The following is a 13,285-nucleotide window of genomic DNA, read 5'->3' as shown; positions in this document are numbered from 1 at the left end:
CATGACGATCACTCCACCCGAGCTCGCGACCTGGATCGACGGCACATCGGAGCTCTCGGCCGTCGAGACCGACGACGTCCTGCACGACCCCAACACGGGTGCGCCGCTGCAGCGCAACCGGGCCTCCTCGCCCGAGCAGGTCGAGCGGGCACTCGCTGCCGCGTGGTCCGCGCACACCCGCGGCACCTGGCGCGACCTGGGACTGGCCGGGAGGGCCGCGGTCCTGCACCGCCTCGCCGCCCTCATCGACGAGCAGCAGGCGGCGATCGCGGAGCTCGACTCCCTCAACAGTGGGGTCACGCTCCGCGAGACCACACTGTTCGCGTCCAGCCTGGGCGGAACCATCCGCACGGCGATCGAACTGGCCGAGCAACGGGGCGAGTCGTCCGAGCTCGCGGCCGCTCAGGGGCCGGTGCGGCTGCGCCGGGTGCCGTGGGGCCCGACGGCACTCATCGCCCCGTGGAACGCCCCGTCGGCGGTGGCCGTCAAGAAGATGGCGTACGCACTGGTAGCCGGGGCACCGGTCGTGCTCAAACCGTCACCGGCCTCACCGTGGAGTGCCCAGCTCCTCGCGGCCGCCGCCGCGGAGGCCGGCCTGCCGCCGGGGGCCTTCTCGCTGCTCCTCGGCGGCGGTGACGTCGGTGAGCAGATCTGCGGCGACCCCCGGATCAAGGCCATCTCCATGACCGGGTCGACGGCCACGGGCCGGCTCATCGCCCGGGCGAGCGCGCCGAACCTCACGCGGCTGCGCCTCGAGCTGGGCTCCAACAACCCGGCCATCGTGCTGGCCGACGCCGATGTCGCGGCGACGGTCGAGCACCTGGCCGAGGGCATGACCAAGTTGAACGGACAGTGGTGCGAGGCGCCGCGCCGGGTATTCGTCGACCGGAGCCTGCACGCCGACCTGGTGGAGGGTCTCGCCGACCGGCTGCGGCGCGCGCGGGTCGGATCGGCCCTCGACGCAGGCACGGAGGTGGGACCGATGGCGTTCCGGCAGCGTCGCGACGACCTCGTGGCGCAGCGTGAGCTCCTGCTCGCGTCGGGCGCGACCGCCGGGCACGGACCGGATCTCCCCGGCGACGGGTGGTTCGTCGCTCCGACAGTCGTCTCGTCGCCCGGTCAGGTCGACCTTCCCGGCGAGGTGTTCGGCCCGATGATCGCGATCGAGCCGTTCACGGCGGTCGGGGAGGCGCTCGCGAGGTCGAACGCCGGCCCGCACGGCCTGGCCGGCTATGTGTTCGCCGGCGACGTCGAGCGGGCGATCGCGGTCGGTGGCCGCATCGAGGCCGGGGAGGTCAAGGTCAACGGCACCAGCCTGCTCGACATGTGCGCCGAGTCGGCGCAGAGCTTCTTCGGCGACAGCGGACTGGGCGGCCACGGGGACGCTGACGTCCTGGAGTTCTACGCGGGCAAGCAGATCGTGGGCGTCGACCTCGTCGATGCCCCGATGTAGGCGCGTCCGGCCACCATCGCGTCGGCGCGGCAGCCCACCGGGTTCCCACGCAGCGGCCCTATGATGCTCGTCATGCGTCCTCACTCGCGGGTCTCTCGGGCAGTCGTGATGGTGTTCCTGGCCGTCGCGCTGATGGTCACGTCGTCTCCCGCGCCGGTTCACGCGGCGTCCGCGGCGACGGGACCGGGCGGCAGCTACGCCGGGGCCGAGACTCCGACCGAGCCCAACCCGCTCGACCGGCTGGAGATCGGCTTCGACGTCACGAAGAACGGCCGCAAGGTCAAGCACTGGCTGGTCACCATGAACGTGATCTGCGGCTTGGACGTCAAGCTGATCTCCCAGTCGATGCCGACCATGAAGGTCAAGCGCAGCGGCCGCTTCCACGGGCTGTTCGAGGGCGTCCAGGACGGCACGGCGTACCGCGTCGAGGTCGGTGGCAAGCTCGTGGCCAAGAAGCGCAAGGTCACCCAGGGCACCCTCGCCTACAAGGTGGGGTCGTGCCAGCGGGGCAACGTCGCCGGCGACCCGCTCGACTGGACGGCGAAGCGCACCGGGCGCTGAGCTTCGCGCTGACCTCCTCCGTGTCAGCGGGGTTGCTCGCCCTGCAGCCGGTCCCACACGTGACCGGGGATCCGGTCGAGGAGCGCGTCCATCAGGTGCAGCTTCGCGTCGATCTCCGCCGGCGCGTGCGCGCCGGAGCGGATGACGAGCAGCGAGTCGCCGGTGATCCGCCACGACAGGGCCGGGTGGTGTCGCATCACGTCGCGCACGTCGGACAGCAGCACGTCGGCGGCGAACGCGGGCGCCGGGGAGTGGACGGTGAAGGCGGCGTCGAACACCGGGTCCCCGATCTCGATGTCACGGCCCGTCAGCGAGTCCACCCAGCGGCGCAGGGTGCCGGTCGGCCCGACCGCCAGCTCCGGAGCCCGGACGCCCAGGCTGAGTGCGACGACCGAGTAGGCGTGGCGTGAGGAATCCTCACCGGAGCCGGTCGTGTACTGGTAGTCGAAGGCCGCGAACGACCGACCGTCGTACCGGCCGAGGAGGACGTTGTCGGCCCGGCGGCCGTGTCCGCGACCGAAGGGCGCGCCGGTGAACCTGTCGACCAGCCCGGGATCGCTGGGCCGGTACTCCCACTCCCGGTGGTGGGCGAGGGCCGCCAGGCCCTGGCGGCGCTCGGCGGCCCGTTTCGTGCCGGCGGCCACGGCCAGCACCAGGAGCACGACCAGCGCGACGACGGCCAGCGCGAGGAGTCCGAACAGGAAGACGGCGACGACACCCATGACGCCATGCTGCCCGGCCCGGGCCGGCTCACTCCTCGGCGGAGAGCGTTCGCCCATTGCTGCCGAGCGCGACGTCCCTAGCTGGTGCTGAACACCTAGCGCGACGCCTCGCGCACCTGTGCGCGCCGAAACGGCGCGTCGGGGTACTCACGGTCGGGACCTGTCGTGATCAGTGCGCGCCGGCCGGGCTCGATACTGCAGTCGCGGGCGATGTAGCCGCCCGCGGCGTCGGGACCAAAGAGCTCTTCGGCGGTGATCACCACGTAGAACAGCGCTAGCGGTACGGGCCCCCATGCATCGCGGGCTGCGGGGTCGCTCGCCCACGAGGTGAAGGCGGCGACGATGCGCGCGGCCTTCTCATCGGGGACGCGGACGTCGACGAGGATGCGGGTCTCGCTGTCCGAGTCACTGCCCGACATCGTGAGCGGGGAGCTGAAGACGTCGCAGAGCACGCCGTCGATGGGCACCGTGCGCGGGGTGGGTCTGCGGCGGTGAAGCGGGGCCGGGGACGACTCCGCCCACTGCCACGCGCTCGCCGGGTGTCCCGGCCAGGACGTGCGCCGGCCAGCCACGACCGGTGAGCCGCCCACCGACCCGTCGCCGCGGAACGGCAGCACGCCGAGGACCGATGAGCCGTCCCGGGCTTCGAAGACCATCCGCTCGTGCTTGATGCGCAGACCGTCGAGGTTGTAGCCGTTGCGTGGAAGATCGTCGTGGGTCTCAGTGAGTAGGCACCTGCCCCGCGGCTTGCGGAACCCGTACACCTGCCAGGTCGTCCCGATCGCGAAGCGATCCAGCTCCGGCCCGCACATCACATCGGCGAGGCACTCACGTCGAACCATCCCATCGCCGTCGGTGTACTCGACCTCGACCAACATGAGGCCGCGGTCGGGCTGCGTCCCAACTACCGTGGCCGTGCGCGCTGTGCGATCCAGCGCGGGCAGCGGTTTGCGAATGGTGGCCTCCGCGCGCCGCACGATCAGGATGAAGACGATCATCACCACGATCGCGCCGGCGCCGATGAGATACTCCAGCACGTCATCTGACATGCAGCGATTCTCGGTCACGGCTGTCCTCAACTGGTCACGCTGGTGCCGTCGACACCAAGCCCCAGCCCGGCGCTGTCGCTATGCCGCCAGAGCCGCCTGACCATGAGTACGGCTGTAGTACTAGGCCCTAGCGCCCCTTGAACTGCGGCGCCCGCTTCTCCAGGAACGCCCGCGGGCCCTCCTTGGCGTCCTCGGAGGAGAACACGGCCGCACCGATCTTGGCGTCGTCGGCCCAGCACTCCTCCTCGTGCTTCCCCTCCGAGTCGCGCATCGTCTTGAGGATGGCCTGGACGGCGAGAGGGCCGTTGGCGGCGATCTTGTCGGCGATCTCGTGTGCCTTCGCCAGCGCCTCGCCGTCGGGGACCACGTGGCCGATCAGGCCGAGCGCCTTGGCCTCGGGCGCCCCGAGGGTGCGGCCGGTCAGCAGGAGCTCCGCTGCCACGGTGTAGGGGATCTGGCGGGGGAGGCGGACGGCGGAGCCGCCCAGCGGGTACAGCGACCAGCGGGCCTCGGCGACACCGAACTTGGCCGACTCGCCGGCGATCCGGATGTCGGTGCCCTGGAGGATCTCGGTTCCTCCGGCGATGGCCGGCCCCTCCACGGCCGCGACCAGCGGCTTGGTGAGCCGGAAGCCCTTGAGCAGGCCCTTGATGGTCGTCGGGTCGTAGGCACCGGACTCGAAGCTCTCCGACGGCGGCCGGTCGTCGGCCGCCTTGAGGTCCATGCCGGCGCAGAAGTACCCGCCGGCCCCGGTGAGGATGCAGACCCGGATCTCCGGGTCGTCGTTCACCCGGTCCCAGGCGGCCTCCATGATCCGCAGCATCTCGCTCGACAGGGCGTTGCGGCGCTCGGGACGGTTCATGGTGACGACCAGCTTGTGACCGTCCTGCTCGACGAGGCAATCGCTCATGCGCTTGCCTCGCGGTGCGTCGGCGCTCCTGAGGCTGGATAGATTCGCTTGCTTCGCTCGCTCATGTGAACAACGCTAGCGAAAAAGTGAAACGTGTTCTAGTGTCGCTCCGTGGCCCTGAACATCGCCGATCTCTTCGAACATGCCGTCGACGCCGTTCCCGACAAGCCCGCCGTGCAGGTGGGGGACCGCGTCATCTCCTTCGCCGGGCTCGAGGCCGAGTCCAACCGGCTCGCCCACTACCTGCAGGCGCAGGGCATCGGGGCCGGCGACCACGTCGGCCTCTATGCCAAGAACAGCATCGAGCACGTCGTGGCCCTCATCGCGGTCCTCAAGGTCCGCGCGGTCGCGATCAACGTCAACTACCGGTACGTCGCCGGCGAGCTTGAGTACCTCTTCGACAACGCCGACCTGGTCGGCCTGGTCCACGACCGTGTGTACGCGCCGCTGGTCGCCGAGGTGGCTCCGAAGTTCCCCGACCTGAAGACGATCATCGCCGTCCCCAACTCTCTCGAGCCCGACGACGCCAGCGACCTGTCGGCGTACGGCGGTGTCACGCTGGAGGACGCGCTGGCCGGCCAGTCCGACGCCCGCGACTTCGGTGAGCGCAGCCCCGACGACATCCACATCATCTACACGGGCGGCACCACCGGCTTCCCCAAGGGCGTGATGTGGCGCCATGAGGACTTCTGGCGGGTGCTCGGCGGCGGCATCGACTTCATGACGTCGGAGCCGCTGGAGGAGTACGACCAGTCCAAGAAGGCGCTCCAGGACAGCCTGGTCACCCTGCCGCTCAGCCCGCTCATGCACGGCGGCGCGCAGGCGTCGCTGCTCATGCACCTCTTCGCCGGCCAGGTGACCATCCTCGAGCCGAAGTTCGACCCGGTCCGCACCTGGGAGCTGGTCGACAAGCACGGCGTGCAGATGCTCTTCATGACCGGCGACGCGATGGCGGTCCCGCTCATCGACGCCTACGAGGCGGGCGGCTACGACGGCCAGACCCTCTTCGCGATCGCCTCCAGCGCAGCGATCTTCTCGAAGTCGGTCAAGGAACGGTGGATGAAGGCGTTCCCGAACGCCGTCTTCACCGACTCCGTCGGCTCGTCCGAGACCGGCTTCCAGGGCACCGGGCTGCAGGACGCCAGCGCCCTGTCGACCGACGGCCCGGTCGTCTCCCTGCCCCCGACCACGGTCATCCTCGGCGACGACAACAGGCCGCTCGACCCCGCTACCGACATCGGCAAGATCGGCCGCACCGCCCGTGCCGGCAACGTGCCGGTCGGCTACTACAAGGACCCCGAGAAGTCGGCGAAGACCTTCGTCGAGGTCGACGGCGTCCGCTACTCGATCCCCGGCGACAACGCCCGGATCGAGGAGGGCAACCGGATCACGTTGCTCGGCCGCGGGTCCAACTGCATCAACACCGGCGGCGAGAAGGTCTACCCGGAGGAGGTCGAGCAGGCGATCAAGGCGCATCCCGGTGTGTACGACGTCCTGGTGGTCGGCCTGCCCGACGAGAAGTACGGCCAGACCGTGGCCGCCGTCGTCGAGCCCCGTCCCGGCCACGAGGTGGAGCTCGAGGAGCTGCGCACCTTCCTGCGCGCGCACCTGTCCGGCTACAAGCTGCCCCGGGCCCTGACCATCGTCGAGGAGGTCCCGCGCAACGCGACGGGCAAGGCGCAGTACCCCCGGGCCAAGGAGCTCGCCCTGGCCGCCCACACCGACGCGGAGGTGAGTGCCTGATGCGCACCGCACTGTGCGATGCCTTCGGCATCGACTACCCGATCTTCGCCTTCACCCCGTCCGAGCATGTCGCCGCCGCCGTGTCGCGTGCGGGCGGTCTCGGCGTGCTGGGCTGCGTCCGGTTCAACGACACCGACGAGCTCGACCGTGTCCTGACCTGGATGGACGAGAACACCGACGGCAAGCCATACGGCGTCGACGTCGTCATGCCGATGAAGATCCCCACCGAGGGCACCTCGGCCGACCTGTCGTCGTACATCCCCGAGGACCACAAGAAGTTCGTCGACGAGACACTGCTCAAGCTCGGCGTCCCGCCGCTGCCGGAGGGCGAGGGTCGCGAGGGCGTCCTCGGTTGGCTGCACTCGGTCGCCCGCTCCCACGTGGACGTGGCGCTGCAGCACCGCCCGGTGCTCATCGCGAACGCGCTCGGGTCACCGCCAGTGGACGTCATCGAGCAGTGCCACGAGGCCGGCCTCAAGGTCGCCGCCCTGGCGGGCGCCCCGAAGCACGCGCTGAGCCACGTCGCCAACGGCGTCGACATCATCATCGCCCAGGGCTACGAGGCCGGCGGGCACACCGGCGAGATCGCCAGCATGGTGCTCACCCCTGACATCGCCGACGCGGTCGGCCCCGACGTCCCCGTCCTCGGCGCCGGTGGCATCGGCTCCGGCCGGCAGATCGCCGCCTCGCTCGCGCTGGGCGCGCAGGGTGTGTGGACCGGCTCGATCTGGCTCGGCACGGAGGAGTACCGCAACCTCGCCGGCAACAAGGGCTGGGAGACGGCCTTCCTGCGCGCGACGTCGTCCGACACGGTGCGCACCCGGATCTACACCGGCAAGCCGGCCCGCCTGCTCAAGACGAAGTGGACCGAGGCGTGGTCGGAGGACGATGCTCCGACACCGCTGCCGATGCCGCTGCAGAACCTCCTCGTCGCCGACGCCCACAACCGGATCAACGCGTCCGGCGACCCGGATGTCATCTCCATGCCGATCGGGCAGATCGTCGGCCGGATGAACGAGGTTCGTCCGGTCGCCGAGGTGGTCGCCGACCTGGTCGCCGAGTTCGAGGCGACCGTGAAGAGGCTCGACGGGATCGCCGGCCGCTGATCCGGGACGATCTCGGGCCGCGGGGATCTTTTCGCGGGGCCGGCCGCACCGGTGGGGTGTGACTGATCCCCACCTGCTCCCGTGGAGCTTTGACGACATCGCCGCGTTCGGCTCCCGGCCGCATCTGGCCCCGCATCGGCTGCACGAGCAGCCGATGTTCACCGACGACGCCCTCGCCGACCTGCTCGACCGGCTGCCGCGGTCGATCGTCCATCCCTACACGATGGGCGACGACCCGATGCGGCTGGCCGACTGGCGCCGGGGAGCGGAGACCGACCTCCCCGGCAAGGAGCTCCTCGAGATCGTGGAGCGCGGCCACCTGTGGCTCAACCTGGTCGGCATCGACGGCTACGACGGCGACGTCGCTCGTCAGGTCGACGAGCTGTACGGCGAGATCCGCGAGCTGGTCCCGGGGTTCGCCCCGATCAGGACCTCGGCGACCCTGATCCTCTCCTCGCCGTCGGCGATGGTCTACTACCACGCCGACAACCAGCCCAACCTGCTCTGGCACATCCGCGGCCGCAAGCGCGCCTACGTCTATCCCTGCGCGGAGCGGTTCGTGAGCGGGGTGAACCTGGAGCGGCTGGTCGCGGGCGAGACCGACGAGGAGCTGCCCTTCGACCTCGGGTACGACGCCCACGCGGCGGTGCTCGACCTGGAGCCGGGGCAGGTCGCCTGGTGGCCGCAGAACAGCCCGCACCGGGTCGAGAACCTCGGCGGCATGAACGTCTCCCTCTCCACCGAGCACTGGACTGCCGAGTCGGCGCGCCGCGAGCACCTGTGGACGGCCAACTACTACCTGCGCAGCCGGTTGGGTCGGGCCCCGCGATCGACCCGCGAGCGCGGCCTGGTGCCGGCCGCCAAGGTCGCGGCGATGCGCCTGGGCCGGCGCGTCGGGATGCTCACGCCCGGCCCCCGGCAGGGCGTGAGGCCGAGCTTCACCGTCGACCCCGACGCGCCCTCCGGGGTCGGGCCGGCGTGAGCCGGCGCACTAGGCTGCCGGAATGACACGCAACGTGCTGATCGCCGGCGCCGGGCCGGGAGTGAGCGGGTCCCTGGCCCGCCTGTACGCCGCGGAGGGTGGCTCGGTCGGCCTGCTCGGCGCCGAGGAGGACGTGTTGACCGCGCTCCGCGCCGACGTCGAGGCGGCGGGCGCGCTGGCCGGGTCGTCCGTCGTCGATCTGACCGACGATGCCGCGACCCGAGCCGCGGTCACCCGGATGGCCGAGCACGTCGGGCACCTCGACGTGGTCCACTTCAACCCGTCGGCGTACCGCGAGAAGGACCCGCTCAGCCTGACCCCGGACGAGCTGCTCGAGGACGTCCGGCTGGGCGTCGGCGCGCTGCTGTCGCTCGTCCAGGCAGCCCGTCCGTTCATGGGGCCCGGTGGCCGGGTCACGGTGACCGGCAGCATGGCCGCCGACTCGCCGTGGTTCGGCGCCGCCTCGCTCGGCGTCCAGAAGGCCGGTGTCCAGAACCTGGTGCACAGCATCGACGCGACGCTCCGGGGCGACGGCATCCGTGCGGTCTCGGTGACCGTCCGCGGCCTGCTCAAGAAGGACGGCCCGTTCGCACCGGACAACGTCGCGAAGGCGCTTCGCGCCGCGATCGACCAGGACGAGGCAGACTGGCGTACCGAGGTCCCGTACGAGGGCTGATCCGAGACAGACATGGGGGTCGACATGGGGGTCGACATGGTTCACGACGACGGGACGGTCCGGCGCTCTCGATCGGCCGTTCGGCGACTGCTGGTCGCGACGCTGGCGGCCGCGTTGATGGCGACCGGCGCGGTCGTCGCGGCGGGCTCATCACAGGCGGACCTGTCCCTCAGCGGCGTGCCGAAGGCCTCCTGCGCGGCCGGCGACCTGCCCGAGACGGCGGCCCAGGGCCGGGTGCCGGCCGCCGACTACGCGTCCGGCCGGGCACGGCAGGGCTACCGGTGCAACACGGTGCAGGTCGGCCACCACGGCAGGCGCTCGCAACTCGGCTCGGGCGGCTACAAGGTGCAGCGCTACACCGACGCGACCGGCCGCACGTGCGCCTACTACGACTCTGCGCTGATGGTGGGCCTGAACCTGCCGGGCCTGCTGACCGGCGGTGCCGGCCTGGGTGTGGTCGTCCTCGACATGACCGATCCCGCCAAGCCGGTGCGGACGGCGAACCTGGTCACGCCGGCCATGCTCCAGCCCCACGAGTCGTTGCTCGTCAACGAGGAGCGAGGTCTGCTCGCGGCCGTCATGGGCACGCTGGCCACGGCGCCCGGCGTCCTCGACGTCTATGACATCAGCCAGGACTGTCGCAAGCCCCGGCTGAGGTCGACGACGCTGTCGGGCGTGATGGGCCACGAGAGCGGGTTCTCCCCGGACGGCCGGACGTTCTGGACGGCGGGCGCGGCCGGCTTCACCCTGACCGCGGTCGATCTGACCGAGCCCCGCCGGCCCCGCATCCTCCACACCAAGACGGGTGTCGTCTACCACGGCCTGCGGCTCTCCGACGACGGCCGCACCATGTACGTCGCCAACATCGGCAGCCCGAGCGTCCTCACCGGCGGCCTCCTCGACGGCGCCGGCCTCGACATCCTCGATGTCTCCGACATCCAGGACCGGCGCCCGAAGCCGGTCATCCGCACGCTGTCGCGGCTGACCTGGGAGGAGTCGTCCATCCCCCAGGTCGCGGAGCCGTTCACCAGCGGCTCACGGCAGTACGTCCTCGAGATCGACGAGTTCAGCGACCTGTTCGGCGACTTCACCCGGATCAACTCGCCGAAGAGCCCGGTCGGCGCGGCGCGGATCATCGACGTCACCGACCCGCGCGCGCCGGTCGTCGTGTCCAACCTGAGGCTCGAGGTCCACGATCCGCTCGTGCGCGGCGACGTCATGGCAGACCCGGGGGCGCGGCTCATCGTCCGCAGCTACACCGGCCACTACTGCTCGCTGCCGACCAGGGACGACCCGAAGATCGCCGGCTGCTCGATGATCGGCTCCGGGCTGCGCCTGTTCGACATCTCCGACGTCACCCGCCCGCGCGAGGTCGGCTACTTCAACCAGCCGGGACCGAACGGCGCCGCGGCGCTGTCGCAGCCCGCGTGGGACGTCGACCGGGCCCAGGTCTGGTACACCGACATGGACGAGGGCTTCTTCGCGGTCGGCCTCCGCGGACCGGCGGCGGCGCTGCTGCCCTGATCAGGCGTAGGACGTCCCGCGCTCGGCGCGCACCCACACCCGGGCGTCGTCGGCCGGGGCGACGCCCGCCGCGGTGAGCTCACGCTTGAGCACCTTGTTGGTCGCGGTGCGGGGCAGCGCGTCGACGATCCGCACGTGGCGCGGCCACGCCTTGGGGGAGAGGTCGGTCTGCTCCGCGAGGAAGTCCTCGAGCTCCGTCGGCGTCAACGGGGCGCGGAGGATCAGGGCGCAGGCGACCTGGTCGCCCACCTTGGGATCGGGGACGGCGTACACGGCCGCCTCGGCGATGGCGGGATGCCGTAGCAGGATCCGCTCGATCGGCGCGGCCGCGAGGTTCTCCCCGTCGACGCGCAGCCATTCGCCGGAGCGCCCGGCGAAGTAGACCCACCCGTCGGCGTCGCGGTAGGCGAGGTCCCCGGACCAGTACATCCCGCCCCGCATCCGCTCGACCTCGGCGGCGTCGTCGCGGTAGTAGCCGGCGAAGGCGCCGGCGCCCGTGGTGTTGACCAGCTCGCCGATCGCCTCGTCCGGGTTCAGCAGCCGACCGGAGTCGTCGAACACGGCGTCGGCGGTGAGGTCGCCGGAGTCCGGCGACAGCACGGCCACGCCGGGGAGGGGCATGCCGAGCGACCCGTGTGGCATGTCCGGCCGGCGTTGCACGATCACCGCGTTCTCGGTGGACGAGTACGAGTCGACGACCTCGCAGCCGAAGCGGGTGGCGAAGGCCGCGATGTCGGCCTCGTTGGCCTCGTTGCCGAACACCAGGCGCAGCGGGTTCTCGACGTCGTCCGGCTGCTCGGGTGTGGCGAGGACGTAGGTCAACGGCTTCCCCACGTAGTTCGCGTACGTCGCCCCGAACTCACGCACGTCGGGGAGGAATCTGCGCGCCGAGAACCCGGCGACCGCGAACGTCGCTCCGGTGGTGAGTGCCGGAGCCCAGCCCGCCATCACCGCATTGGAGTGGAACATCGGCATCGACACGTAGTGGACGTCGCCTGGAGTCAGGCCGAGACGCCCGACGAGGTGCGTGCCCGGTCCGGTGATCTTCTCGTGCGTGACCCGCACGGCCTTCGGTGAGCCGCTCGTGCCGCTGGTGAAGATCAGCATGAACAGCGTGTCCGGGCTCGGGACCGCGTTCGGCAGGGCTGCATCGTGGGCGCCGCCGGCCGCGGCCAGCGCCAGGTCGGGGGAGTCGACGACGAGCTGGCACTCAGCCTTCGCGATGTCGGCGTCGAGGGCCGCGCCCCGGCGCGTCGTGTTCAGTCCGACCAGGACGTGACCGCCGAGCCCCGCGGCCGCGAGGTGCAGCGCGAAGGCCGGCCCGTTGGGCAGCAGCACGCCGACATGCGGCGGCAGTCCGGGGTCCAGCCGGCGGTCGAGCTCGCCGGCGAGCCGGACCGCCGCGGCGACGTACTCACGCCAGGAGAGGGACCTGACCTGACCTGCCTCCCGCCAGAGCAACGCCGGACGATCGTCCTCGGCGCGGGCGAGAAGCAGGTCCCGAACGGTCATGCGAAGGAGCGGCCGATCGCCAGCGCCTGCTCGGTCGCTCCACCGAAGAGGAACTCGAACCGCTTGCCGCTCGTGAAGTACCGGTGCGCCTCGCCGTCGAGGTCGATGCCGACACCGCCGTGGACATGGACCGTGGTGTGGGCGATCCGGTGTCCCGCGTCGGCGGCCCACAGCTTCGCGGTGGCCACCTCGGTCGCGGCCGGCAGGCCCTCCTGGAGCCGCCACACGGCCTGCCACAGCGTGAGCCGCTGGCCGAGGACGTCGATGAACCCGTCGGCGAGGCGCTGCGAGACCGCCTGGAAGGTGCCGATCGGGCGGCCGAACTGCTCCCGGGTCTTGGCGTACTCCGCCGTCAGGCGCAGCGCGCCCTCGGTCACGCCGACCTGCTCGGCGGCCGACAGGGCGACGAGGAGCTGACCGAGACGCTCGGCCGCATCGGCGCCGCCGACCTGCGTCGCGGCGGCACCGCAGAAGGTGATCAGGGCAGCGGTGTCGCCGTCGCTGGTCCTCTGCGCGACCCGCTCGACGCCGGGCGCCGCCGCGTCGACCAGATGGACGCCGACACCCGCGGGGCCGGTCGCGGTCACGAGCAGCGCGTCGGCCGCCATGCCGGCCCGCACCAGCGTCTTGACGCCGGTCAGCGTGCCGTCGGCCGCGACGGTGACGACCGGCGCGGCGGGTAGGTGCGCCCGCTCCTCGGCGACGGCCGCGGCATACAGCCGGTCGCCCACCGTCACGCCGTGGGCCGCGAGCAGCGCGGTGCAGGCGCCGTGCACGGCCAGCGGCACGGGCGCGACCCGCTTGCCGACCTCGACCAGGACGCGGGCGAGCTCGACCAGCCCGAGGCCGGCGCCGCCCTGGTCCTCTGGGAGGTGCAGGCTCAGCAGGCCGGCCTCGTCGAGGTCCTTCCACAGCGCGCGGTCGAAGCGGTCACCGCCGGCCTCGACCTCCTTGAGGCGCTCGTTGGTGGTCTGGTCGGCAAGGATCTGCGCCGCGAGCTCGGCGGCCTCGTCCTGCTCGGGGGTGAAGAGAAAGTCCATCGTCGGC

At 71.4% G+C, this 13,285-nt stretch carries 12 protein-coding genes; 7 read left to right on the top strand and 5 right to left on the bottom strand.

The window, feature by feature from the left end; translation table 11 throughout:
* Position 1: 1 nt before the first annotated feature.
* Positions 2 to 1,453: an aldehyde dehydrogenase family protein gene (locus KVF89_RS10615; protein WP_257425495.1), complete on the top strand. Its 1,452-nt coding sequence runs from the start codon at positions 2 to 4 to the stop codon at positions 1,451 to 1,453.
* A 72-nt stretch (positions 1,454 to 1,525) separates the two neighbouring features.
* On the top strand, positions 1,526 to 2,014 hold the full coding sequence (locus tag KVF89_RS10610) for a hypothetical protein (RefSeq protein WP_257425494.1): 489 nt from the start codon (positions 1,526 to 1,528) through the stop codon (positions 2,012 to 2,014).
* Positions 2,015 to 2,037: 23 nt separating this feature from the next.
* Here KVF89_RS10610 and KVF89_RS10605 read toward each other — a convergent pair whose 3' ends face one another.
* The 3 genes from KVF89_RS10605 to KVF89_RS10595 form a co-directional block, all read right to left on the bottom strand.
* Positions 2,038 to 2,736: a type III secretion system chaperone family protein gene (locus KVF89_RS10605; protein WP_257425493.1), complete on the bottom strand. Its 699-nt coding sequence runs from the start codon at positions 2,734 to 2,736 to the stop codon at positions 2,038 to 2,040.
* 95 nt (positions 2,737 to 2,831) lie between these two features.
* The gene (locus tag KVF89_RS10600) at positions 2,832 to 3,803 is read right to left on the bottom strand and encodes a hypothetical protein (protein WP_257425492.1); all 972 of its coding nucleotides are present in this window, start codon (positions 3,801 to 3,803) and stop codon (positions 2,832 to 2,834) included.
* Positions 3,804 to 3,912: 109 nt separating this feature from the next.
* Complete coding sequence (locus KVF89_RS10595) at positions 3,913 to 4,695, bottom strand: crotonase/enoyl-CoA hydratase family protein (protein ID WP_257425491.1); 783 nt, start codon at positions 4,693 to 4,695, stop codon at positions 3,913 to 3,915.
* A gap of 111 nt (positions 4,696 to 4,806) precedes the next feature.
* Between KVF89_RS10595 and KVF89_RS10590 the strand changes: the two genes are divergently transcribed.
* From KVF89_RS10590 to KVF89_RS10570, 5 genes are read left to right on the top strand one after another with little or no spacing between them, the layout of a single operon-like run.
* The gene (locus KVF89_RS10590) at positions 4,807 to 6,438 is read left to right on the top strand and encodes an acyl-CoA synthetase (RefSeq protein ID WP_257425490.1); all 1,632 of its coding nucleotides are present in this window, start codon (positions 4,807 to 4,809) and stop codon (positions 6,436 to 6,438) included.
* Positions 6,438 to 7,544 carry an NAD(P)H-dependent flavin oxidoreductase gene (locus tag KVF89_RS10585; RefSeq protein WP_257425489.1) on the top strand — a complete coding sequence of 369 codons (1,107 nt, stop codon included), beginning with the start codon at positions 6,438 to 6,440 and terminating at the stop codon, positions 7,542 to 7,544. The genes KVF89_RS10590 and KVF89_RS10585 overlap by 1 nt, the downstream gene beginning before the upstream one ends.
* A gap of 58 nt (positions 7,545 to 7,602) precedes the next feature.
* The gene (locus KVF89_RS10580; protein ID WP_257425488.1) at positions 7,603 to 8,526 is read left to right on the top strand and encodes a hypothetical protein; all 924 of its coding nucleotides are present in this window, start codon (positions 7,603 to 7,605) and stop codon (positions 8,524 to 8,526) included.
* A 22-nt stretch (positions 8,527 to 8,548) separates the two neighbouring features.
* Positions 8,549 to 9,202 (top strand): SDR family oxidoreductase, encoded by a 654-nt coding sequence (locus KVF89_RS10575; RefSeq protein WP_257425487.1) that lies wholly within the window; start codon positions 8,549 to 8,551, stop codon positions 9,200 to 9,202.
* Between the two features lie 12 nt (positions 9,203 to 9,214).
* Complete coding sequence (locus tag KVF89_RS10570) at positions 9,215 to 10,726, top strand: LVIVD repeat-containing protein (RefSeq protein WP_257425485.1); 1,512 nt, start codon at positions 9,215 to 9,217, stop codon at positions 10,724 to 10,726.
* Here the strand turns inward: KVF89_RS10570 and KVF89_RS10565 are convergent, their stop codons facing one another.
* Both KVF89_RS10565 and KVF89_RS10560 read right to left on the bottom strand, forming a co-directional pair.
* Positions 10,727 to 12,238 carry an AMP-binding protein gene (locus KVF89_RS10565; RefSeq protein ID WP_257425484.1) on the bottom strand — a complete coding sequence of 504 codons (1,512 nt, stop codon included), beginning with the start codon at positions 12,236 to 12,238 and terminating at the stop codon, positions 10,727 to 10,729. It abuts the gene before it with no gap.
* Complete coding sequence (locus KVF89_RS10560) at positions 12,235 to 13,278, bottom strand: acyl-CoA dehydrogenase family protein (RefSeq protein WP_257425483.1); 1,044 nt, start codon at positions 13,276 to 13,278, stop codon at positions 12,235 to 12,237. The genes KVF89_RS10565 and KVF89_RS10560 overlap by 4 nt, the downstream gene beginning before the upstream one ends.
* Positions 13,279 to 13,285 lie beyond the last annotated feature (7 nt).

Source organism: Nocardioides carbamazepini (assembly GCF_024614185.1).
GTDB classification, from domain to species: Bacteria; Actinomycetota; Actinomycetes; order Propionibacteriales; family Nocardioidaceae; genus Nocardioides; species Nocardioides carbamazepini.
The sequence above is the reverse complement of the archived record's forward strand: the minus strand, read 5'-3'. Positions and strand labels throughout refer to the sequence as shown.